Origin of the sequence: Kaistia algarum, assembly GCF_026343945.1 — a bacterium.
GTDB classification, from domain to species: Bacteria; Pseudomonadota; Alphaproteobacteria; order Rhizobiales; family Kaistiaceae; genus Kaistia; species Kaistia algarum.
In genome coordinates this window covers 301,024-324,021 of the sequence record NZ_JAPKNJ010000002.1, presented here as the reverse complement: position 1 = coordinate 324,021, position 22,998 = coordinate 301,024, and the positions used below count along the sequence as shown (strand labels likewise).

The 22,998-nt window shown below is 66.2% G+C and carries 15 protein-coding genes and 1 tRNA gene; 11 read left to right on the top strand and 5 right to left on the bottom strand.

The window, feature by feature from the left end; genetic code table 11:
• Positions 1–39 precede the first annotated feature (39 nt).
• The 4 genes from OSH05_RS14795 to OSH05_RS25210 form a co-directional block, all read right to left on the bottom strand.
• Positions 40–1,116 (bottom strand): DNA polymerase III subunit delta', encoded by a 1,077-nt coding sequence (locus tag OSH05_RS14795; protein WP_104218863.1) that lies wholly within the window; start codon positions 1,114–1,116, stop codon positions 40–42.
• Between the two features lies 1 nt (position 1,117).
• Positions 1,118–1,771, bottom strand: a complete 654-nt coding sequence (gene tmk / locus OSH05_RS14790) for a dTMP kinase (protein ID WP_266352516.1) — start codon at positions 1,769–1,771, stop codon at positions 1,118–1,120.
• A complete protein-coding gene (locus OSH05_RS14785) occupies positions 1,768–2,940 on the bottom strand; it encodes a D-alanyl-D-alanine carboxypeptidase family protein (protein WP_104218862.1) in 1,173 nt (390 codons plus the stop codon). The genes tmk and OSH05_RS14785 overlap by 4 nt, the downstream gene beginning before the upstream one ends.
• Positions 2,941–3,018: 78 nt before the next feature.
• The gene (locus OSH05_RS25210; protein ID WP_407660394.1) at positions 3,019–4,344 is read right to left on the bottom strand and encodes a septal ring lytic transglycosylase RlpA family protein; all 1,326 of its coding nucleotides are present in this window, start codon (positions 4,342–4,344) and stop codon (positions 3,019–3,021) included.
• Positions 4,345–4,784: 440 nt separating this feature from the next.
• On the opposite strand from OSH05_RS25210, the gene OSH05_RS14775 reads away from it, so the two are divergent.
• The 11 genes from OSH05_RS14775 (at position 4,785) to OSH05_RS14725 (ending at position 21,787) form a co-directional block, all read left to right on the top strand.
• A tRNA-Ser gene (locus OSH05_RS14775) sits at positions 4,785–4,874 on the top strand.
• A 95-nt stretch (positions 4,875–4,969) separates the two neighbouring features.
• Entirely contained in the window at positions 4,970–5,320 is a 351-nt protein-coding gene (locus OSH05_RS14770) for a hypothetical protein (RefSeq protein ID WP_104218860.1), read from the top strand.
• 456 nt (positions 5,321–5,776) lie between these two features.
• Entirely contained in the window at positions 5,777–11,794 is a 6,018-nt protein-coding gene (locus OSH05_RS14765) for an autotransporter domain-containing protein (RefSeq protein ID WP_104218859.1), read from the top strand.
• 1,010 nt (positions 11,795–12,804) lie between these two features.
• Positions 12,805–13,809 carry a LacI family DNA-binding transcriptional regulator gene (locus OSH05_RS14760; RefSeq protein WP_104218857.1) on the top strand — a complete coding sequence of 335 codons (1,005 nt, stop codon included), beginning with the start codon at positions 12,805–12,807 and terminating at the stop codon, positions 13,807–13,809.
• 78 nt (positions 13,810–13,887) lie between these two features.
• A complete protein-coding gene (locus OSH05_RS14755; RefSeq protein WP_104218856.1) occupies positions 13,888–15,231 on the top strand; it encodes an ABC transporter substrate-binding protein in 1,344 nt (447 codons plus the stop codon).
• Positions 15,228–16,172 (top strand): carbohydrate ABC transporter permease, encoded by a 945-nt coding sequence (locus OSH05_RS14750; RefSeq protein ID WP_266352515.1) that lies wholly within the window; start codon positions 15,228–15,230, stop codon positions 16,170–16,172. The genes OSH05_RS14755 and OSH05_RS14750 overlap by 4 nt, the downstream gene beginning before the upstream one ends.
• Complete coding sequence (locus OSH05_RS14745) at positions 16,165–17,010, top strand: carbohydrate ABC transporter permease (protein ID WP_104218855.1); 846 nt, start codon at positions 16,165–16,167, stop codon at positions 17,008–17,010. The genes OSH05_RS14750 and OSH05_RS14745 overlap by 8 nt, the downstream gene beginning before the upstream one ends.
• 27 nt (positions 17,011–17,037) lie before the next feature.
• Positions 17,038–18,168 (top strand): glycoside hydrolase family 172 protein, encoded by a 1,131-nt coding sequence (locus OSH05_RS14740; RefSeq protein ID WP_104218854.1) that lies wholly within the window; start codon positions 17,038–17,040, stop codon positions 18,166–18,168.
• A gap of 317 nt (positions 18,169–18,485) precedes the next feature.
• The gene (locus OSH05_RS14735; RefSeq protein ID WP_104218853.1) at positions 18,486–19,547 is read left to right on the top strand and encodes an AraC family transcriptional regulator; all 1,062 of its coding nucleotides are present in this window, start codon (positions 18,486–18,488) and stop codon (positions 19,545–19,547) included.
• A gap of 177 nt (positions 19,548–19,724) precedes the next feature.
• Positions 19,725–20,195: a ketosteroid isomerase gene (locus OSH05_RS14730; RefSeq protein WP_104218852.1), complete on the top strand. Its 471-nt coding sequence runs from the start codon at positions 19,725–19,727 to the stop codon at positions 20,193–20,195.
• A gap of 5 nt (positions 20,196–20,200) precedes the next feature.
• Positions 20,201–21,787 (top strand): gamma-glutamyltransferase family protein, encoded by a 1,587-nt coding sequence (locus OSH05_RS14725; RefSeq protein WP_104218851.1) that lies wholly within the window; start codon positions 20,201–20,203, stop codon positions 21,785–21,787.
• A gap of 27 nt (positions 21,788–21,814) precedes the next feature.
• Here OSH05_RS14725 and OSH05_RS14720 read toward each other — a convergent pair whose 3' ends face one another.
• Positions 21,815–22,993, bottom strand: a complete 1,179-nt coding sequence (locus OSH05_RS14720; RefSeq protein ID WP_165801562.1) for a M24 family metallopeptidase — start codon at positions 22,991–22,993, stop codon at positions 21,815–21,817.
• Positions 22,994–22,998: the final 5 nt, after the last annotated feature.

Sequence of the window (22,998 nt, the reverse complement as noted above, 5' to 3'; positions counted from 1 at the left end):
TGCCGAAGCGGGACCGGCGGGGCCGGTCCTCTCCTAGCGTCACATTCGGGTCGCGCGGGCGAGCATGGTCAAAGTCGTGAGCACAAACTGTTTGCGGTCGAGATTGAGGGCCTCGACCTCTGCCGAAGCAAGGCGGACCTTTTCCCATACCTCCGCCCAGGCCGCAAGCGGAACGGCGGCCGCCGCCGGGGGCAGGGCGCCAAGCTCCGCCGGTTCGTCCTCTCCCCTCGCCCGCCGCGCCAGCCAGTCGAAAACGAGGTCCTGGAAGCCCTCGAAAGCCTCGTCCGCACCACGCTGCGCGACAATGTCGCCCAGCGCATGCGCCGACGACGCATTCAGCTCCGGCATCGACCCGATCGCGCTCGCAAAGGCGCGGCCGATGGCGGCGACGTCCTCGTCAAGGAAGCGGATCGCCCGGCGCAGGCTCCCCCTGCCCGCCTCCGCCGCGAAGCGCCGCGCATCGACGTCCGCATCGGTGTGACGGGCCAGCGCGCGCTCGATCGCGTCGGCCGGCAGCGGTTCGAGATCGAGCCGCCGGCAGCGCGAGCGGATGGTCGGCAGAAGCCGCCCCGGCGCATGGGACAACACGAGAAACAACGAACGCTTCGGTGGCTCTTCAAGAATCTTCAGCAAGGCATTGGCTGCATTGATGTTCATGTCTTCAGCCGAATCGACGATTGCGATTCGCCAGCCCGCCTCGCCAGCAGTCGAGCCGAAGAACGGGATCGTGCGGCGGACTTCATCGATCGAGAGCGAAGACAGGAAGCGCTTGTTCTTCTCGTCATAGGGACGCGACAGGGTCAGGAGGTTCGGATGCGAACCGGCCGCGATCTTGCGTGCCGCGGGTGCGTTCGGCGAGACCTCAAGCGTCTCCGCATCCGGCGCCACCGAAGGATCGGGATAGGCCAGCGCGAATCGGGCGAAGCGATAGGCGAGCGTGGCCTTGCCGATCCCCTTCGGTCCGCCGATCAGCCAGGCATGGTGCATTCGCCCACCGCGATAGGCCTCGATCAGCAGCCGCTCGACCTCCGGGCTGCCATACCATTCGTCCTGCGCCTCCGGCAGCGGCCAGCCTTCGATGGCATCGGGCGCGAGTATGTCGGCGGCATCGGCCATTTCAGCGCGCTTCCTGCGAGGTCAACAGACGAAGCTCCACGGCCCGCCAGACATGGGCGGCAACCTCATCCTCGCCGCGGGAGGCATCGACAATGATGAGGCGTTCCGGCTCACGGGACGCGATGGCGAGAAAGGCTTGCCGGCGCCGGTCATGCCGCTCCACGGTCTCGCGCTCGAAGCGGTCCGGCACATCGCCCTCGCCTCGCCGCTTGGCCGCCCGCGCAAGTCCGGCCTCGACGGGCAGGTCAAGCAGCAAGGTCAAATGCGGACGTACGCTCCCGACTGCAAGATGCTCGAGCGCCGAAAGCAGCGCCTCGTCGACACCGTCGCCGCCCTGATAGGCGCGGGTTGAATCGAAGAAGCGATCGGAGAGCACCCACTCGCCGCGCTCCAGCGCCGGACGGATGACCCGGTCGACGTGATCGGCGCGGGCGGCTGCGAACAGGATTGCCTCCCCCTCGGCCCCGAACCCCTCCCCGCGTCCCGACAGCAGGAAATCGCGGATCCGCTCAGCGGTCTCGGTGCCGCCCGGTTCGCGCGTGACGACGACCGTCGCCCCGGTCTCGCGCAGGCGCTCCGCCAGACGGCGGGCCTGGGTCGACTTGCCGGACCCCTCCCCGCCTTCGAAGGTAATGAAATGTCCCGACACGGTCACAGCCAACCGATCAGCAATTGGCTGACCGCATCGATAGCGCGCTGGGTCATGCTGCCCTCGGCAACCGTCTGCGTCGTGTAGACCGGCTTCTCGACCGCGACATCGTCGCCGATCCACACGCGCACCACGCCGACCTGCGCGCCCTTCGCAACCGGAGCTACGAGCGGCCCCGTATAGATGGCGCGGGCTCGGACGCGCGAACGGGCGCCCCGCTCCAGCAGGATGTCAAGCGCCTCCTCCGTCGCGAGCGGAACCGTGCTGGCCGCGCCGCCGAACACACGAGCCTCGGCCAGCGGCTCGCCCGGCGCGAAGAAGCGGACGCGCTCGAAGCCGCTATTGGCATAGCCCAGCAGCCGCTTCGCCTCGTCGGTGCGATCCTTGTCGCTGCCGAGCCCACCGACGACCAGCGTGGTGCGATGGCCATCCTGGATGGCGGAAATCGTCAGTCCGAAACCGGATGAAGCTGTGGAGCCGGTGGAAAGCCCGTCGACGCCGAGCCCTGCGCCCAGCAATGGATTGCGGTTGCGCTGATAGATCTTGTTCCAGGTGAAGTCCGGCTCGCCATAGATCCGATAGAGGTCCGGATGTCGGCGAATGAGATAGTCGGCAATGGTCGCCAGATCCCGCGCCGTCACCTTTTGCGCCGGGTCGTCGAGGCCCGTCACATTGGTGAAGGTGCTTCCCGTCAACTGCAATTCGCTCGCCTTGTCGTTCATGCGGCGGACAAACGCTTCCTCCGACCCCGCTATTCCCTCGGCGAGGATGAGGCAGGCATCGTTGCCGGCCTGCACGATCGCGCCGCGCAGAAGGTCGGATACCGGAACCTGCGATTTCAGTGCCGCGAACATGGTTGCGCCGCCGGATGGCGCCCCGCCCTTCCGCCACGAACTCTCGCTGACCGGAAATGTCTGATCGAGGGAGATCTGCCCGCTCGCGATCGCATCGAACACCACCGCCATGGTCATCATCTTGACCATCGCTGCCGGCTCGAACGGTACGTCGTCGGCCTTGCGATAGAGTACGGCGCCGGAATCGACGTCGATCAGGATCGCGTAGGGAGCCTTGCTGTCATAACCCTGCGCCGCCGCGGCGCAGGCAGCCGCAAGGCTCCCGGCAGCGGCAAGCAAGGCCAGAACGACAAGGCGCAGGGGCTGGCTTTTGGCACACATGAGACACGGGTCCGTACGCCGAAGCGGCGGCGGTCTGCATTGCTACCAGCTAGGCAAGCCGAGGATCAATCCCAGCCCTCAGCGCGTGACGACATAGGCTCCGCGCGCGCCGGCGTCGGCAACTGCCTGAAGGGCCGCATCGCCGCCGATCGAGGGATCGACATAGAGCCGCACGGCCTGCATCGATTTGCCGCCGACCGAGACGGCCGCGATCCGGACATGGCCGAGGCGGCCGATCTTTCCGCCGATCACGGCAGCGTTGTCAGCGCTCGAATAGACGCCGACCTGGATCTCGACGAGTTCGGCGCTGCGCTCGGCGGCCTGGCGCGCCACGGCGCCAGCGAGCGCTAACTGGAGCTTCTGGCGGCCCGGATAGGCCATGGTTTCGGCGGCAATCTGCGCTGGCGACAGCGAAGAGGACTCCGCGTAGGACGACCGGGCCGAGCCGCCGGTAGCCGGGGCGAAGCTGACGGGCTCCGACGTCGTGAAGGTGCCGAGCGTACGCTCGCCATAATTCGTCCCGCCCTCGGGATACCCGCCCTCGCCCGCCGCGGACGCCTGGACGACCTGCGGCACGGCGACATTGTCGGGCGCCTCGGTGGCGGCAAAGGCAGCATCGTTCCGCGCCGCCCGGCCCGAGCGCGGCACCTCGATCGAAGCGGCCTGGATCTCGTAATTCTGGTAGGGATCGATCGCGACGCCGCCCTCGAGGTCGGGGCGAGAGCGCGGGATCGGCACCATGGCGAGGACGACGGACGGATTGTTCGACGGCGGCGTCATGGCGATCATCGTGTCGCGGCTCGCCGGCGGCGCGTCGCGATAGACGGGCACCCCGCCGCGCGGCGGCACATAGCTTGCCATCAGCATCTGCTTGTCGTGTCCCTCCATCCGGGCGGGACCGACATACTCCACCTTGACCTTGACCGACCCATGCCGCCTGACATCGAGCATTTCGGCGGTTTTTGCGGAAAGATCGATCACGCGATCGCGCTCATAGGGCCCGCGATCATTGACGCGCACGACGACCGAACTGCCGTTGCGCAGATTGGTGACGCGGGCATAGCTCGGCAGTGGCATGGTCGGATGCGCCGCCGAAAGCGTGTCCATGTCGTAGACTTCGCCATTGGCGGTACGACGACCGTGGAAGGCGGAACCATACCAGGAGGCATAGCCAACCGCCGTATAGCGCTTGTATTCCTTGGGCGTGTAGGTCCGGCCCTTGACCTTATAGGCATTGCCGACGAGATAGCGCCCGCCTCCCTGCGGTACGGGCTGGCCATATTCGACGACGCGCGGGCTGGCCTTTACGCCGTAGACGCTTTCCGGAAAATATTCCTTGGAACGCTTGGTCGGCGTCGGCGGCTTGGACGCGCAGGCGGCCAGAAGAACAGCGGCCGAAAGCAAAACAGCTGACTGGACCGCCCGCTTTCTGGCAGGCGATGCGACGCGCTTGGTACACAACACGGTTATGGCGCTCGTCCCCATCTTGCTTCCTCGATAGCAGCAACCGGCGAAATTGTCGACCGATGCGGCTTTCTGGCCCGGATCCGACCCCTGTCGTGGGGACGTCTCCGTTTGAACCATTTCCGGCCCACTCCATAGACAGGCCTTCCGCTTGAGGAAGCGTTAATGCCGCCTTGCCGCGATCCCTCAAATCCGACCTATCCCGCCCTGCCCCGCCGAATGGTTAGCGCTTTATGTGCAGGACCCGCCGCACGGCAGGGAACACCTCCGGCTCGCACCGACGAGGCGGGCAAGGATGATGTGCGCGACCGAGAGAAAAACACCGAGAGGTCGGAGATCCCCTTGATTTTGCGGGACGCATCCGCATTGATCCCCCGCGAGGAAGGGTGGCCGAGTGGTTTAAGGCAGCGGTCTTGAAAACCGCCGTGGGTGCAAGCCCACCGTGGGTTCGAATCCCACCCCTTCCGCCACCAATTAACCCATTGATATTGTTATTTTTTGCTTTTTTACGCTGAGGATTCGGCCGCCGTTTCCGGGTCTTGCGAGGGCTACGCACGGGCGCCTGTTGTGCGAGACGATTTCCGCGCCGATTCCACGCCGCTTTATCGTCCTGGTCTCTCTGCCGGCTTTCGGCAGTACCAAAGCGTGGCTCGCGGTGCATATCGACCCTTTGCAGCACGGCGAGCAGAACGCAGAGGTGCGCCACAGCATCGACGGTCGCAAGGTCGGATGCGTTCCGCTGTGCTGCCTCCAGCAGCGCGCTTTGTCCGAGTGCAGTGAGGGGCGAGTTCGCACGGACGGTGGAATCGAGATCGGACGCCGACATCGCGAGGACCTGGGCGGGCGAGGCAAGGAATTGGAGCAACCGATCAAGCTGTCAACGCCGGTCAGATTCCAGGCCAGTGGGGCGGAGTAAAAGCAGGCCATTGTTGATGCGGGCATGACGATATGAAGAGGACCCCGATCGGCGCCCTCTTCATATCGTCGTCGTCGTCGATCAGGCGGTAGCGATCTCGCCAGGGTTCGGGTCGATGATCTCCGCCTCAATTCGCCCTGCCTTTGTCCGTCAGGCGATAATGATTCAACTCATAGTGATGAGCATATTGGACACCAGCACGGCGACGTTCTCGGCATCGTGGACCTGGGACCCGTCCGGATCCGCGATATCGATGCCCCGCGGGCCTCTCCTCTGATTAGAGGAATAGGATCATTCCCCCCTTGCCCTTACCGTCCAGCGTTGAATCGCCCGCACCGATGGGCGCCAGGCTGCGGGGCTGGAATGATGGCGGGAACTGAATCTGCGGCTCGGGCAGCGGATGCGGACGTGGCCCCAGGGCGCGGCTGCGGGGTCGGACCCCGTGGATCCCTCGCCTTGCGGGGCACTCTGCTGTCTTCCACCGTGTTGTGCGGCGTGTTGCTGCTATCTCCGGCCCTGTTCCTGCTGCCGGCTTTCGCCGAGGGCGGCAATGGCGCCTCGACTTCACCAATTTCCGGCGGCGGCGCTGGCGGTGCCGATTCCGCTACGGCAACCGGCGACGCCGGCGGTGGGGGCACTTTTGCGGTCACGGCCGGTGGAGGTGGTGGCGCCGGTGTAGCTGGTGGCGCCGGCGGCAAGAGCGGCGGCGCATCGGGCGCGGGCAGTGCCGGAGCCATCGCAGCCGGCGGCACGGGCAGTGACGGCGGCGAGGGCTCGACCTTTGCCGGCAACGGCAGCGGTGGTGGTGGCGGCGGCGGCGGCGCGCATGGCCAAGTGCTCACGACGACGACAACCGATGCTGGTGCGATCGGTGGTAGTGGCGGCCGTGGCGGCAATGGATCACCGATTACCGGCGCCCCCGGCGGCGGCGGCGGAGGCGGTGGCGCAGCCGGTTGGGGCGTCGTCGTCGACGGCACCGGCCTTACCTACACCCTGACCGGGACCGCCGAAGGGGGGACGGGCGGCGCGGGCGGCAATGGCAGCGGCCCCCAAGGCGTTGGGGGCAGCGGCGGCACCGGTGGGACGGGCGTCTTTTTCTCCGGCAGCGGTACGCTCGTCAATTCGGGGACCATCCTCGGCGGCGCAGGCGGGGCGGGGGGGACGTCCGCCAACGTAGCCGGGGCCGCGGGAGCCGGTGGAACCGGTGTCGTCGGCGCCGATCTGACGATCATCAATGCCGGCGCGATCTCCGGCGGGTTGTCGGGCGATGGCGGGACACGTGCCAATGCCATCACCTTTACCGGCGGCTCAAATAGCCTGACGCTTCAGGAGGGCTGGAGCCTTACCGGCGATCTGGGCGTGAACGCCGCTGGCAGTTCGCTCACCTTCAAGCTGGACGGCATAGACGCCGATGTATCGAACAACATCACCGGTCAGGGCGGTGTCGTCGTCAATGTCGGGCCGCAGGTTCTGACGCTGTCGGGCGTCAATAGCTATTCCGGCGGCACGACATTAACCTCCGGCACGCTGAGCGTGGCCAGCAAGGCGGCGCTGGGCGACGGCGTCAGCCTCCGCTTCAATGCGCCGGTGAGCGGCGTAACCGGGCTTTCCGGTACGGCGTCCGCCCTCTCATCCGCCATCTCCACCTATGCCAGCGTGCCGACAGCAGAGAACGCGGCGGCGCTCGCGGCGGCGCAGGCCGGCTACCGGCAGGCGATCGACGAAGGACAGGCCAGCGGCGAACTTCCGACGCTGCAGATCACCGGGTCGGTGTCGCTCGACCCGGCGACCGACAGCGCGATCACGATAGGGTATGGGCAGGCAGGTGCGATCCGCCTGGAAGGCGCCGATGCCGGGCTGACCCTGAGCGGCTTCCAGGGCAGCATGTTCGGCAGTGCCATCATGGTCAACCCCGATAGCACGCTCGATCTGGGCGTCGGTGAAGGCCAGACGCAGGGCTATGTCTTCAGCGAGAATCATGCTTCCGACGGAGGTAGCGTCCTCTACAACGCAGCTGGAACGGTGAGCATCGCCAGCGCGACCTTCAGCGACAATTCGGCGGGCTACGCCGGTGGAGCCATCGCCAATTACAGCGTCTTGGCGCTGGCCGACAGCACCTTCACTGGGAACTCCGCTGGCTCCGGCGGGGCCATGGCCCAGGTTGGCACCCTTCTCGTCGAGCGCAGCAGCTTCGCGGGCAATGACGTGCAGTCGGTGGGTGGAGCGATCGCCGCCTTTGGCGGGTACACCACGGTCATCGCAAGCAGCTTCTCCGGCAACAGCGCGGGAGAGCAGGGCGGCGCGATCTCTGTTGAAGGGGCAGCCAGACCCGTCGTCGTGAGCCTCGTCGACAGCGATTTCACCGGCAACAGCGCCGGGTCCGCAGGCGGCGCGATCGCGCTGCTGGGCGGCACGCTGAACCTGACGGTCAGCGATGGCTCCGGCAGCCTGTTCTCCGGCAATATGGCCGGCGGTCAGGCGTCGGCGATCCATGTGGGGACCGGGGTCCTCACGTTCCCCCAATTTATCTACACGGCGTCCACGCTCAACGTCGACACGGGTACAGGCGCGCTGCTCGACATGCGCGACCCGATGAGCGGCAACGCCGACACCGTCGCCAACACGCTGACCAAGACCGGGGACGGCACCTGGGCGCTGGGGGGCGGCAATGTCCTCGCCGTATCCGGCACCGGCCGCACCGATTTCGCCATCTCCGAAGGCCGGCTCTACCTCTACGCTGCCGGCGAGGTCGACAACCCGACGACGGACGACGAGGACGCCGTGGTCGGCGTCGGCACGCTTCAGCTCGACGGCGCCGGCTCCACCTTCACGGTCGGCGCCGACGGCACGCTGGTCGCCGGCGGCGCGAACAGCGTCACCACCGCCGGCACCATCACCTTCGAGGACGGCGCCACGTTGCGCGGCGGCAATGCCGATACCGCCATGGGCGGCACCGACCCCACCTTCAAGGAGAAGGGCGGCGCCACCTCGCTGACCCTCGCCGCCACCGGCGGCATCACGCTGGAGGGAGCGCTCAACGTCGCGGCGCTGGGCGCCACCGACAGCTTCACCCTCGCCGGCGGGCTCGGCGGCGCCGATGGCGCGATCACCAAATCCGGCGCCGGAACGGTGGCGCTGACGGGAGCCAGCACCTATGCGGGCGGAACGACCATCGCCGCCGGCACGCTGGCCCTGTCGGGCACGGGCACGCTCGCGGCCACGGGCGCCGTGGCGCTCACCGGCAGCTCTTCGGTGTTCGACCTGTCCGGTGCCGATGGCGGCCGCACCATCGGCGACCTCTCCGGCGTCGCCGGCTCCAAGGTCAAGCTGGGCAGCAACGGCCTCGCCGCAGGCACCGCCAACGACACTACCTTCGCCGGCGCCTTCGACGGCAGCGGCACTCTCACCAAGCAGGGCACGGGCACCCTGCTGCTCACCGGCGACAGCTCCGGCTTTGCCGGCGCGACCACCGTTGCCGCCGGCACGCTGCGGGTGGGTGACGGCACGAGCGGCGCCCTGGGCGGCACCCTGCAGGTGGACGCGGGGGCGACGCTGCGCGGCTCCGGCACCATCGGCGGCGCCACGACCATCGATGGCACGCTCGCCGCCGGCAACAGCCCCGGCACGCTGACCTTCCAGGACGATCTGACGCTCGGCTCCGGCTCCACCTCCCTGTTCGAACTGAATGCACCGGGCGTGACCGGCGGAGCGAGCAACGATCTCGTGCGGGTCGACGGTACCCTCACCCTTGGCGGCACGCTGGACGCCGATGTCAGCTCGGCGGGCTACTACGCCCTCTTCACCTATGGCAGCCTCGCTTCCGGGAGCAGCTTCGACGCCACCCATGTCACCGGCACCGGCGGCGTCGAGATGCAGAACAGCGTCGTCGGCTATGGCAGCGGGACTGACAGTGCTGTGACGCTGCTGGCGGCCGGCACGGGCCAGACCGTACAGTTCTGGGACGGCTCGCAACTCACCGGCAATGGCACCGTCGAGGGCGGCACGGGCACCTGGAACGCCGCCACCACCAACTGGACCGGCGCTCCCGGCGATGCCGGCCTCAACGCGCCGTGGATGGGCTCGGTGGGCGTTTTCATGGGCACTGCCGGCACCGTGACGGTGGACGGCACGCAGGCGTTCGACACCCTCCAGTTCAAGACCGACGGCTATGGGCTGACCGGCGGCACGCTCGCCATCGCGCCCGCTTTCGGCAGCTTCGGTACGGTCGCGACGGATGCCGGCGTCACCACCACCATCGGTTCCGTGATCGCCGACGGCACCGGCGCGAACGGCCTCAGGAAGGTCGGCGGCGGCACGCTGGTGCTCTCCGGCGTTAACACCTACTCGGGCGGCACAGAAGTTTCCGGCGGCACTCTCTCCGTTTCTGCCGACGCCAATCTCGGCCAGGCTTCGGACGGCATCCTGCTCGCCGGCGGCACGCTTGGGACCACGGCCAGCTTCGACACGGCGCGCAGCGTCAGCGTGGATGGTGCGGGCGGCTTTGACGTGGCGGACGGCACGCAACTCGCCCTCGCGGGGGCGATCACCGGCACCGGCACCCTCAACAAGCTCGGCGCCGGCACGCTCGCCCTCTTCGGCCCCTCCGACTTCGACTGGACGCTAGAGGCCGGACGCCTCGCGGCCGACATCTCCCGCTTCGCCGGGGATGTCGACATCTCGGGCGGCGCTACCTTCGAACTGACCGCCACGGCCACCAGCGGTTTTGACGGCACGCTGTCCGGTACCGGCATGTTCGAGAAACAGGGGGTTGGCACCCTTGTCTATGGGGGAAGCAGCGGCGGGTTTGCCGGGACCACCAGCGTTGCCGCCGGGTGGCTCGCCGTAACCGGCACTCTGGGCGGCACTGTGGAGGTGCTCTCCGGCGCGACGCTGAGCGGCACCGGCACCATCGGCGCGCTGAATGCCGGCGCCGGCAGCACGGTTGCGCCGGGCAATTCAACCGGCGCCCTAACCGTAGCGGGGGACGCCACTTTCGGCGCCGGCTCCACCTATCAGGTGGAACTCGGCGGCGGACAATCGGACCGGCTCACGGTCGGCGGAACGGCCACCATTGTCGACGGCACGACCCTTAACGTGGAGGCCCAGCAGCCCTTCAGCCTCGGCGATCACTACACGCTGCTGGCCTCCAACGGGCTCTCCGGCAGCTTCAGCACCGTCGCCGGCGACGTCGGCGCGATAAGCGCCTTCTACGCTCCCGTGGTCGTCTATGACTATGCCGGCGGCAACGTATTCCTGGACGTGGCTCAGACCCGCTCCTTCGCCTCAGCCGCGGCGACGCCCAACCAAGCGAACACCGCGAGCGCGCTGAACAGCCTCACCCTCGGCGATCCGCTCTTCGACGCCATTGCCTGGCTGCAGAGCGATGCCGAAGCGCGCAGCGCATTCGACCAGCTCTCCGGCGACGTGCACGCGTCGGCGCAGAGCGTCTTCATGGAGCAGAGCGCGCTGATCCGCGGTGCAGTGAATGATCGCCTGCGGGCGGCGCAGGGCGGGGTCGGTGCCCCGGCGGGAAGCGTCGTCAGCGTCGTCGAGACGGCGGGTGGTGCGCTCGCTTATGCGGAAGACACCCCGAAGTCGCCCTTGGCGGCCAATATGGGCCTGTCGCTCAACGCGGTGCCCGCGCCGGTCGAAAAGTTGGCGCTGTGGACGACGGGGTTCGGCAACTGGGGCTCCTTCGACGGCAGTGCGAACGCAGCCGGCCTCAGCGATTCCACGGGCGGCTTCCTGATCGGTGCCGATACGCTGGTCGGCGACGCCTGGCGGGTCGGCCTCGCCGGCGGCTACAGCCACACCGCCTTCCAGGCGAGCGGCAGTACCGCCTCCGGCAACAGCGACAACTGGCACGCCGCCCTCTATGCCGGTAGAAGCTGGGACGCGTTCGCCGTGCGCGGCGGCCTTGCCTATACGTGGCAGGACGTTTCCACCAGCCGCTCAGTCGCCTTCCCGGGTTTCGCGGATTATCTCACGGCAGACTACAATGCCGACGCATTCCAGGCATTCGGCGAGATCGGCAACCGGATCGACACGGCCTTTGCCAGCTTTGAGCCCTTCGCCAACCTCGCCTATGTCAGCCTCGATACGTCGGACTTTGCCGAGACCGGCGGTGTGGCGGCGCTGCATTCGGATGGGGCCAACATGAACACCACCTTCGCGACGCTTGGCCTGCGGATGGCGAAAGAACTGACGCTCGGCGTCCATGCGACGACGCTGCGCGGAACCGTCGGCTGGCGCCAGTCCTTCGGGGCCATCACCCCGGCGATGAGCCAGGCATTCCCGACCTCCGGCGCTTTCATCATTACCGGCACGCCGATCGCCGAAACGGCGGCGGTGCTGGAAGCGGGGCTGGACATGCGCCTCGGCGCCGAATCGACGCTCGGCATCGCCTATACTGGCCAGTTCGGCGACGCCGTCGAGCAGAACGGCTTCAACGCCAGCCTCAAGGTCGGCTTCTGAGGCGACGCGCAGACCCGCAACGCGCGGATCCTCACCCTTGGCGCAGCAGTGGCCCAATTCCCAAGCTGCGAGTGGTGGACGACATGCGCCAAGCGGCGTCTGAGTGACGCTGGAATATGGTGATGTTCATGCGCAATGGAGTCAATCCGCCACGAATTGAACCGCGCCGACGGCTATGCAAGCCTCGGTCGCATGTGCAACCCGTACAGCATGACGCTTGCCATATTCGGTGTCGTGCTGCTTGTTGTCAGCCCCAGACTTTCGTCCCCAGACTTTAGGATACGCACGGAGCGGCCGGCCAGAAACCGCTGGTGTTTCAATGTATTGCCCGGCCGCCTGCGGATCATCCGTCCATGTCGGGCTGTTGTTCAGTGGCCTGAACCGCTCCGCGTTTCCCGGAGCCGTCCAATGCCTTGTTTGGCGTACTCCCGATGCGATGACCTCCGCCTGATCCTTCGTTGTCTGTAGGCGCGACCACAGAAGGCGAATTCGAACAGGTTGGCGGTTGGCAGCTTCGCAGCGACCTGATGATGGCGCTCGATCCCGCAAGCGAAGTCTCCGGGTGCGGGTCGAGATAAAGGCCGAGGGTGAAGGGATGATCGTCGTCCTTCCCGCCTCTCATCGCCTCGGCCTCATCCGAAACCAAGTCCGGACGGTGCCCAGCTACAATCTCGAGAGCCGCCGCCTGGCACATTATGTCGGCCGTCATCGGTCGATGTTTGGCTCTGGCGTGGGTGTCAGCAATCAGACCATACCGGAACAGCCCCGGTCACCACCTCAGCCAAGACCCGCGCCGCGCCCAAGGACAGGAACCCCTTGGCCGATCAAGCGACGGTGCTTCATCCTGCGTGATCTTCCCCGCATCAGGGTTCGGCTGCGGGTGTCAAGGCGCTCTTCTAGCGGGTCGATCCCATGGCATGGCTCCCAAGCGCACCAAGGCACCCGGCAATCTTCCAAATCGATTTGCAAATCAATTTGCAAATCGATTTCTGCCGCGCTAGCTTCCTGTCATGAGCACGATTTCAAAGGTTGCCGAGCGAGCGGGGGTGTCACGAACGACGGTGTCGCACGTGCTCAATCACGCGGATCGCGTATCGAAGCCGCTGCGCGACAAGGTCATGGCCGCCGTCGAGGAACTGGGCTATGCGCCGAACCCGCAGGCGCGGTCGCTGCGCACCGGACGCACGAACCTCATCGCCGTCCTGATCCCAGATATTCTCAACCCGTTCTACGTGAAGCTCGTCCATGTCATCCAGACCGAGCTCGAGAAGGCCGGGCTCGAGGCGATGATCTTCAATACCGACGTGCCGGGCGGGCGATCGATCGAGCATGGCCGGGAATATCTGCGCCAGATCAGCCCCAAGCGTTTCGACGGCATCCTGATCGGCGATTTCGCCGTGCACCGGATGCATGAGGATCTCGAACGCCTGACCATCCCCGCGGTGTTCATCGGCCAGCTCCCGAGCCAGGTCATCGACAGCGTCGGGATCGACGATGCCGGCGGCGCCTATCTCATGGGGAAATACCTCGCCGAGGCGGGTCATCGCCGCGTGTCGCATATCACCGGCCCATCCTTCTTCGAGCAGGCCGTGGTCCGCCGCAGAGCCTTCGACGAAGGCTTCGGCCAGCATGGCGGCATCGTCGACACAAGTCTGCACTATGAAGGCAGCTATCTCACGCCCTCGGGCTATGAGGGCGTCGAGTGGCTGCTGCGCGAGCATGGCGGCAATCTTCCCGACGCCATTTTCTTCTCCAGTTCGCTGATGGCCCAGGGCGGGCTCGCGGCCCTTTACGACCACGGGCTGAGGATTCCCGACGATATCGCCGTCGCTTCCTTCGGCGGGTGGGAGCACTTCGAGTATTTCCGCCCGCGCGTGACCCGCGTCGGCAACGACCCGGCGCTGCTCGCCACACGCTCGGTCACGATGCTGCTCGACCGGGTCGAGGGACGCGTCGACGGTTCGCCGCGCAACGAGATCCTGCCCTGCATCCTCCGGCAATTCGATACCGCCTGATGCAGGCGGAATGAGACGGGCGAAACGGCCCGACGCCAAGAAACTGCAAAAAAGCCAACAAAACTCCAGAGGAAAACCATGACTGACAGCCATTTCCGTCCACAAGGCTGGTCCCGGCGTTCGATCCTGAAGGTCGGTGCCGGCCTGGGCGCAGCCGGCCTCACCGGCCTCTCGCTGGGTTCGAGCGCGTTCGCCGCAGACGCCGGCCTGAATTTCATGCAGTTCATCGGGCCGAATGGCCCGTCCAAGACGCAGTCCGACTGGATCCAGAAACTGGTCGACGCGTGGAACGGCGCCAATGACGCCAAGATCACGCTCGATTACGTGCCGGACAGCGAATATATCGGCGGCACGAAGCTGGCGACGTCGTTCGCATCCGGCCAGGGCCCGGATATCTTCCTGATCTCGCCGGGCGATTTCCTGCGTTATTACAATGGCGGCGTGCTGGCGGATCTCTCGCCCCACATCGACGCGGCCGCCCAGGCCGATTTCCCCGAGACCGTGATCGCCAACCGCAAGGTGGACGGCAAGATCTACGGCGTCCCGATGGAAGTCGAGCCGATGGCCTTCTACTATTCGGTCAAGGCGTTCGAGGATGCAGGCCTCAACGAGAACGACGTTCCGAAGACCTGGGACGAACTGCTGGAAGTCGGCAAGAAGCTGACGACGGCGGACCGCTACGGCCTCTTGTTCGAGACGCAGCCCGGCTATTACCAGAACTTCACCTGGTATCCCTTCCTGTGGCAGGGCGGCGGCGAGTTCCAGAAGGCCGACGGCAAGAGCGCGTTCGACAGCCCGGCGACCGTCGCGGCGCTGAAGCTGTGGCAGGATGCCGTGGCGTCCGGCTCGGCGCCGCGCCAGGCACTGGGCGGTGGCGGCAGCGACATCGCCGCCAACCTCGCCTCGGGCTATTGCGCCATCCAGAACATGGGCATCTGGGGCATCTCGGACCTCGCCAACAACGCGCCCGACTTCAAATACGGCGTCTTCAGGCTCCCCGTTCCGACGGGCGGAAAATATGTGACGGTCGGCGGCGGCTGGGCGTTCGTCGCCAACGCCAAGGGCAAGAATCCCGAAGCGGCCGGCAAGTTCATCGCCTGGGCGCTCGCCTCGATGTCGAAGGAATCGATCGACCGCGTCGTGGACTGGTGCACCGTCGCCAAATCGGACATGCCGCCGCGTAACTCGGCGCTCAAGGCGGGCGCCGCGGCCTTCGACAAGGGCGTGCTCGGCGTCTTCACCCGCGAGATCCATCCCGGCACGCGGGCCGAGCCGCGCCTGCCGCCGGAGGTCTACAAGATGATCTCCGACGCGATCCAGGGCACCATGCTGGGCGGCGCGGATGCGCAGCAGGCCGCGGCGACGGCCAGCCAGCAGATCGACGCCTTCCTGGCGAGCTACAAGGGCGCGCCGCTGCTGTGACGGCCCAGCTGAACGAAGATCGCAAGGCGGCCAAGCGCGCCGCCTTGCGAGCGCTTCCGACGGAGCGGCGCGAGGCCCTCGCCGGCATCCTGTTCGTCCTTCCGGACGCGCTGGGGCTGCTGGTCTTCATCGGCCTGCCCATGCTGCTGGCGATCGGCATGAGCGCTTTCGAGGTTGACGGCTTCGGCGGCTTCCGTTTCGTCGGGCTCGACAATTATGCGCGCATGGCGGCCGATCCGCTGTTCTGGTCGGCGCTGCGGGTCACGCTGACCTTCGCGCTGATGGCGGTGCCGCTGCTCTATGTCATCGGCCTGATGCTGGCGCTGCTCGTCCAGAAGACGTCGCGCTTCAACACCGCGATGCGCTTCCTGTTCTTCGCGCCGCAGGTCGTCAGCCTCGTCGTCGTGGCGCTCGTCTGGCAGCTCATGTCCGTCGAGAAGATCGGCGTGCTGCCGCGCCTCATCGCCAGCCTTGGCCTGGGATCCGTGTCCTTCCTCGGCAATCCGCATGTCGCGCTGTTCACCGTGGTGCTGGCCTTCGTCTGGTTCCTGATGGGGTTCTACATGCTGATCTTCATCGGCGGCCTGCAGGATATTCCCAAGGAATATTACGAGGCCGCCCGCATCGACGGCGCCAGCCGCGCCCAGAGCTTCTGGCACATCACGCTGCCCCTGCTGCGGCCGACCAGCTTCTTCGTGCTCGTCGTCTCGTCGGTTGCGGCCGTCTCGGGCCAGCAGGCCTTCGACCTCGTCTATGTGATGACGCGCGGCGGACCGGCGAACGCGACGCTGCTGCTGATCACCTACATCTATCAGCAGGCCTTCCAGTACGGCGCGTTCGGATACGCCTCCGCCATGGCGACGCTGCTCGTGCTGATGCTGATGGCGATCACGCTCGCCTTCTTCTGGGCGACGCGCGGCGGGAGGTTCCAATATGAATAAGGCACCCGCGCCGCCCGTCTATGACGGCCAGCAGCGCATCGTCCGCCTCATCCTGATGGTGATCACGGCCATCCTCGGCGTGATGGCGATCTATCCGCTGCTCTATATGCTCTCGATCTCGTTCAAGCCGCCGCCGGAGGTCTTCCGTTCCAACGTGGTCCCGGCGCAGCCGACGCTCGCGAACTTCTTCTATGTGCTGACCGAGGTGCCGTTCTGGCACTATCTCGCCAACACCTTCATCGTCTCGTCGGTCGTCACGGTGGTCGCGCTCTTCTTCCACACCATGGCGGGCTACGCGCTGGCGCGGCTGCGCTTTCCGGGACGCGAAGCGGTCTTCCTCGCGATGCTCTCCACCTTCCTGGTCTCGCTGCCGGTCATCATCGTGCCCCTCTTCGCGATGGTGCGGATGATGGGGATGGTGAACAGCTGGGCGGGGCTGATCATTCCCTCGATCTTCGACGCTTTCGGCATCTTCCTGCTGCGGCAATATTATCTGTCGCTGCCGCGGGAGCTGGAGGAGGCGGCGCTGATCGACGGTGCGGGCTATTGGCGGATCTACTGGAGCATCATCCTGCCGCTCAGCCGCCCGATCGTCTCGACGCTGGCGATCCTCTTCTTTCTCGCCAACTGGAACAGCTTCCTCTGGCCGCTCACCGTCGCGCCGCAGTCCGATCTCTGGGTCGTTCAGGTCGCGATCGCCAATTTCAAGAGCCAGTACTCAGCTGCCTGGAACTATACGATGGCGGCCTCCGTCATCGTCGCCATCCCCATGCTCGTCGTGTTCGTGATCTTCCAGCGACAGATCATGGATTCGATCAAGACGACGGGCCTCAAGTAAATCCGGCCCCCAACAACGGATCTTCACATGACCACCTCGTTCAACGGCCTCGGCGTCGGCCTGCACAATCTCTATCGCCTCTCCTCTGCCAAGACGCGCTCCATCTCCGCCGAGAACATGACGGGCGAGAAGGGCCAGGGCGGCATGGCGACCGAAGGCACGGGCGCCATCCATGCGCGCGGCCTGGCGCCCGATGGCGGCGTCCTCGGCTGGAAGGTCTCGCCCTCGATCCGCATCGAGCCCGGCGAGACGCGCGTGCTCGCCGACATTCGCGGCATGGGCGCGATCCAGCAGATCTGGATGACATCCGCGTATCTGCGCTGGCGCGAGCTAATCCTGCGCATCTGGTGGGACGATCAGGAGCAGCCCTCTGTCGAGTGTCCGCTGGGCGACTTCTTCTGCTCGGGCTGGAACCAGTATGCGCAGGTGTCCTCGCTCGCCGTCTGCGTCAATCCCGGCCGGGCCTTCAACTGCTATTGGGAAATGCCCTTCCGCAAGGCCGCGCGCATCGAGATCGAGAACCGCGATCCGGAGAATTTCGGCGTCATCTTCTACCAGATCAACTACACGCTGACCGACGTGCCGGAGGACGCCGCCTATTTCCACGCCCAGTTCCGCCGCACCAATCCGCTGCCGTTCAAGGAAGACTATACGATCGTCGACGGCGTCAGCGGCCGCGGCCACTATGTCGGCACCTATATGGCCTGGGGCGTGAACAATTCCGGCTGGTGGGGCGAGGGCGAGATCAAGTTCTTCATGGATGGCGACACCACCTTCCCGACGATCTGCGGCACCGGCACCGAGGACTATTTCTGCGGCGCCTATAATTTCGACGGCGGCGTCGTCGACGACACGATGGACAAACGGTACCGCGAATTCACCACGCCCTATTCGGGCCTGCCGCAGGTGCTGAGGCCGGACGGCGTCTATCGCAGCCAGCAGCGCTTCGGCATGTATCGCTGGCACCTGAACGACCCGATCCGCTTCGAGAGCGACCTGCGCGTCACCATCCAGGCGCTCGGCTGGCGAACCGAGAAGAAGGACCCGCGCTATCTGCCGCTGCAGGACGATATCGCCTCGGTCGCCTTCTGGTACCAGACGCTCCCAACCGCGCCCTTCCCCACCCTTCCCGATCGCGACCATCTGGAAATCGCTTGATCCGGGTGAGGAGAACGAAGTAGCGGCTGCCGCACGGCACGCACAGGAGAACGCCCGGTCGATCCGGGCGTTGTTCGTTTTTGGGCAGGAAGCTCTGGCCCTAAAGATAAAGAGGGGCCATCCGTTTTCCGCGCGGCGCTCGCCTTGGGATGCAACGCGCAGACAACTCCGCTCCAGTGCGAGAGGCATGCAGGCCGACGTGGGAAGGCCCGCCGGACGGCTCTGGAACCGCCACTTCTCTGGATTGTTGCCACGATCTCGTCGTAGACGGAGCGCATTCAGCCGTCGTGCCGTCATTTCGCCGGTGATGGAGTTCCATGCGCCAAGCCGACGTTCCGACGAACGAACCCATCCCATCGCCACTCGACGCAAACGTTCCGGCCGTCCAGTCCTTTCGTTTCTCTACCCTCGACGAGCGCCCCGAACACCAGTTCGATGCCTGGCATGCGGCAATGGTCCGGTCGATCCAGGTCGAACGGCCGGCGAGCGAACGGAACAACACCGGCTTCGCGGCAACGCTGGAGGCCTGGGACATTGGTGGAATCGCGCTCGGCTCGATGTCTTTGCCCGGCGAGGGCTTTGCCCGCCGTTGGAGCCACAATCCCCGGGCGGAACTCGACCATTGGTCGCTCGTCGTCCCCATCGCCGACGGCTCCGGAATGGCCTATCGACGGCGCCCCCTTTCCTTCGGATCGCTGGCACGGCCACTCGCGGGCACCGTTTCAGACACGAGGGTCGTCTCGCTGTTCGTGCCGCGCGATCTGTTCCGGGATAATCCAGGCGTCTTCGATCTCCTCGATCCGGACGTCGCCGATCAGGGGCTGAACGCCTTGCTCGCCGACTTCGTCGTCTCGCTCGGCAATCGTCTCGGCGCCCACGCCGATCAACTGAACCCGGCCCAAGTGCGCGATGCGCTCCGCGCCATGATCCTGTCCTGCCTTTCCACCACGCCAGGCAACATCGAAGACGCTCGCGATCTTCTGCGCGCCGGCCTGACCGAGCGCATCAAGCGCCACATCCGCGAGAACCTGACCTCACCGACGCTGGATGCCGGCGAGCTCTGCCAGCGTTTCGGCATTTCGCGGGCGACGCTCTATCGCCTGTTCGAGCCGCTCGGCGGAATCGCAACCTTCGTGCGCCGGGAAAAGCTGGAGGCCGCCCGCCTGGAACTTGGCCAGGCGGAAGGCGGCCCGACCATCGTCTCGCTGGCGACACGCTACGGCTTCAGCGATGCCTCGGCATTCACGAGAGCATTCCGCCAGACCTTCGGCCTCCCGCCGAGCGAGCTTCGCGAAGCCATGGAAATAGGGGCGACCCCCCTCCCCGCGTCGATCGATTTCGGCGAGTTCGATCGTTTCTTGAAAACCCTTCATCGCTGAGGGCCGACCGCCGAATTGCCGGGGCTCACAGGACGCTCTTCGGCCAGCGTGCACGTACGCTTGAACGTTCGCGCGACGTTGTGGCGCTGCACAAGACCACGCGATTCTGTAACCTGACCCATAGAATCCGGAATCGGCTCGGCACCGGACACGATTCCGTCCAACAGGAGAAGACGAATGGCGACGCATGAGGAAGCTGGCACCCTGGTCCATGACGAGGATCTCGAAGGTGTCCGCGCCTGGTTTACCGAGCTTGCGGCGCTGGTTCGCGCTGTCGATTTCGTGCCGGCCCGCCGGCTCGTCGTCGAGGACTTCATCGCTTTCGGCACCATCACGGATTTCATGGTTGGCCAGCAGGTCGCCGAGATGACGCAGTGGCGCAAGGTCTGGCCGTCCATCGACGGCTTCACCTTCCGTGACGACATCCGCGCACTCGTCTCTCCCGACCGCCTGTTCGCCGTCGGCCTCGCTGTGTTCGATTCCACCGGCTACCACGAGGACGGCTCGACTTTCGTCCGCGCCGGACGAGCGACGGTTTCCCTCATTCGCGGCAGTATCACGGAACGCTGGGTAGCCAATCACACTCACATGTCGCTCTACCGCGGCACACCGCCGATATCGTTCGGCAACAAGCCGTCGAAGAGCTGACGGGCATGGATTTCGCACTGCCTTACACTTCACAACGTTCCCCCGTCCATGGCGACAATGTCGTCGCGACGTCGCAGCCCCTCGCCGCCCAGGCCGGGCTCGCGATGCTGGCTCAAGGCGGCAACGCCATCGACGCCGCGATCGCCGCCGCCATGGCACTGACGGTCGTCGAGCCGACAGGTTGCGGCCTTGGCAGCGACGCCTTCGCGATCCTCTGGGATGGCAGCGAACTGCACGGGCTCAACGCCTCCGGACGCGCGCCCGCCGCCTGGACCGCCGAGCGCTTCGCCGGAGCGGAGCGCATGCCGGAGCGCGGCTGGGACAGCGTGACCGTCCCAGGCGCCGTTTCGGCCTGGATCGCGCTCTGGCGACGCTTCGGCAGCCTGGGCCTGGAGACGATCGCCGCACCGGCGATCCGCTATGCCCGTGACGGCTTTCCCGTCTCGCCGATCATCGCGATTCTCTGGGAAAAGGGCGGCGCAGCGCTTGGCCGGCAACCGGGTTTTGCCGAGGCGTTCCTGCCGAACGGACGGGCGCCACGCCCCGGCGAGCACTTCCGCAATCCTGCCCTCGCGCAGAGCCTTGAGGCGATCGTCGCCAGCGAAGGCGAGTCCTTCTATCGTGGCGTCCTGGCCGAGCGGCTCACCACACATGCCGCCGCGAATGGCGGTGCGTTGACGCTGGACGACCTCGCTACCCACCAAGCCGATTGGGTCGGCACGATCGCAATGCCCTTTGCCGGCGCGCATGTGCACGAGATCCCGCCGAACGGCCAGGGCATCGTCACCCTGATCACGCTCGGGCTTCTGGAACGGCTCGGCATTGGCGACCGGCCCGTCGATGATCCGGAGACGGTGCATCTCGTTCTTGAAGCGACCAAGCTGGCGCTGGCCGATGCCCACCAGCACGTGGCCGATGCCGACCATATGGAATTCGCATCGGAACAGCTCCTCGACCCGGCCTATCTCGATCAGCGCGCGCGTCTCATCGACAGGACGCGGGCCAGCCTTCCCGCCTATGGCGTCCCGGGACCCGGCGGCACCGTCTATCTGGCGACCGCCGACAGCCAGGGCCGCATGGTCTCGTTCATCCAGTCCAACTACATGGGTTTCGGCTCGGGCATCGTCGTGCCGGGCACCGGAATCAGCCTGCAGAACCGCGGAGCCGGCTTCTCCTTGACGGATGGCCATGCCAACCGCGTGGCGCCGGCAAAACGTCCCTTCCACACCATCATTCCAGGCTTTGCGCTCGACGCCGCCGGGGCGCCGCTGTCCGCCTTCGGCGTGATGGGCGGCCCGATGCAGGCACAGGGCCATACCCAAATGATGCTGCGCATGCTCGCCTATGGCCAGAATCCGCAGGCCGCGGCGGATGCGCCCCGTTGGCGCGTCGCAGGCGGCAGGACGGTCGCCGTCGAATCGAGCTACGATCCGGCTGTCGCTGAAGCTTTGCGCGCCAAGGGTCACGAGATTGTCTTCGAATCGCCGGACGCGGTCTTCGCCTTTGGCGGCGCGCAGATCGTGCAGCGGCTCGGCGACGCCTATGTTGCCGGCTCGGATCCGCGCAAGGACGGCCAGGCCGTCGCCTTCTGACGTCCGGGCGCCGGCCGATCGGATGGTTCAGACCAGACGGACGATCTCGTCTTGGATCGGCGTCGTCACGCTCGGCCCCGCTACCGGATCAAGGAAGACGTTGATCTCCAGGCGCACGCCGAATTCCGGCAGATAGATGGCCGGCTCGATCGAGAAGCCGGTGCGCGGCAGGATCAGCCTCGTGTCGTGGGTCTCGAGATTGTCGAGATTGACACCGAGCGCGTGAAGCCTTTTGCCCGGCCCCATCGAATGGCCCGTGCGGTGGTGGAAGTTCGCCCGGAAGCCAGCATTGGCGATAACGCCGCGCGCCACATCGTCGACCTCGAACCCGGCGAGCGTCTCGCCCCGCTGCCAGGCATTGCGGATCGCAGCCAGCGCCGCGTCGCGGGCCCCTCTCACAATGTCGAAAACGGATTGCAACCGCTCCGGAATGACCTCGCCGGCATAGGCGCCCCAGGCGATGTCGGAATAGACGTTGCGCTCGCCAGGATAGCGTGCCCAGAAATCGATCAGCAGCCAGTCGCCCTTGCCGATCGGCGACGAGGCGCCCGGGCGCGGCTCGTAGAATACCTGGCCCGAATGCTCATTGACCTGGACCACAGGATGGCCCTCGCTTTCGAGGTCGAGACGCTCGAACTCCGAGACGATGAATTGCTGCAGTTCATATTCGTCAATCGTCTCGCCGCGACGGATCCTTTGGCGGACCAGGTCGAAGGCCGCATCCTTGATGCCGGCGACGACGACACAGGCGCGCTTGTGGGATTCGATGGCAAAGTCGTCCCAGGCCGAGGCCGAGACCTGGAAGAGATCGGCCGAGGAGACGAGGTCATAGCCGGTTTCGCGCAGCCACTCCGCCGTCCCGGCATCGAGGAAGGAGGCCGTCGGCACGGCGCCGTCCGGCGAATACTCGACGGCGAGACGGTGCGCGGAGCCAAGCAGTTCGCGCACCAGAGCGCGCATCTCCTCCCAGCCGCGATAGACGCGCTTCTCGACCTTCACGTCGATGAAGAACATCTGGTCGACCGTATGCAGGACCAGAACCGGCTCGCCAGCCGGCCGGATGACGAGAAAGGCCCGCCGCGTCGGCGTCTTCGTCTCTCCGAGGACGCTCCAGAAAAAGAGGTTGCTGCCGCGATAATCATAGAGCAGCCAGGCGTCGATGCCCTGTTGGCGAAGATGGGCCTGCGCTGCCGAAAGATCGAACATCGAGG

Coding starts and splice junctions, on each gene's coding strand:
- OSH05_RS14755 (WP_104218856.1), top strand. CDS start 13,888: ATGACTGACAGCCATTTCCGTCCACAAGGCTGGTCCCGGCGTTCGATC.
- OSH05_RS14720 (WP_165801562.1), bottom strand. CDS start 22,993: ATGTTCGATCTTTCGGCAGCGCAGGCCCATCTTCGCCAACAGGGCATC.
- OSH05_RS14725 (WP_104218851.1), top strand. CDS start 20,201: ATGGATTTCGCACTGCCTTACACTTCACAACGTTCCCCCGTCCATGGC.
- OSH05_RS14745 (WP_104218855.1), top strand. CDS start 16,165: ATGAATAAGGCACCCGCGCCGCCCGTCTATGACGGCCAGCAGCGCATC.
- OSH05_RS14730 (WP_104218852.1), top strand. CDS start 19,725: ATGGCGACGCATGAGGAAGCTGGCACCCTGGTCCATGACGAGGATCTC.
- OSH05_RS14795 (WP_104218863.1), bottom strand. CDS start 1,116: ATGGCCGATGCCGCCGACATACTCGCGCCCGATGCCATCGAAGGCTGG.
- OSH05_RS14785 (WP_104218862.1), bottom strand. CDS start 2,940: ATGTGTGCCAAAAGCCAGCCCCTGCGCCTTGTCGTTCTGGCCTTGCTT.
- OSH05_RS14740 (WP_104218854.1), top strand. CDS start 17,038: ATGACCACCTCGTTCAACGGCCTCGGCGTCGGCCTGCACAATCTCTAT.
- OSH05_RS14735 (WP_104218853.1), top strand. CDS start 18,486: ATGCGCCAAGCCGACGTTCCGACGAACGAACCCATCCCATCGCCACTC.
- OSH05_RS14760 (WP_104218857.1), top strand. CDS start 12,805: ATGAGCACGATTTCAAAGGTTGCCGAGCGAGCGGGGGTGTCACGAACG.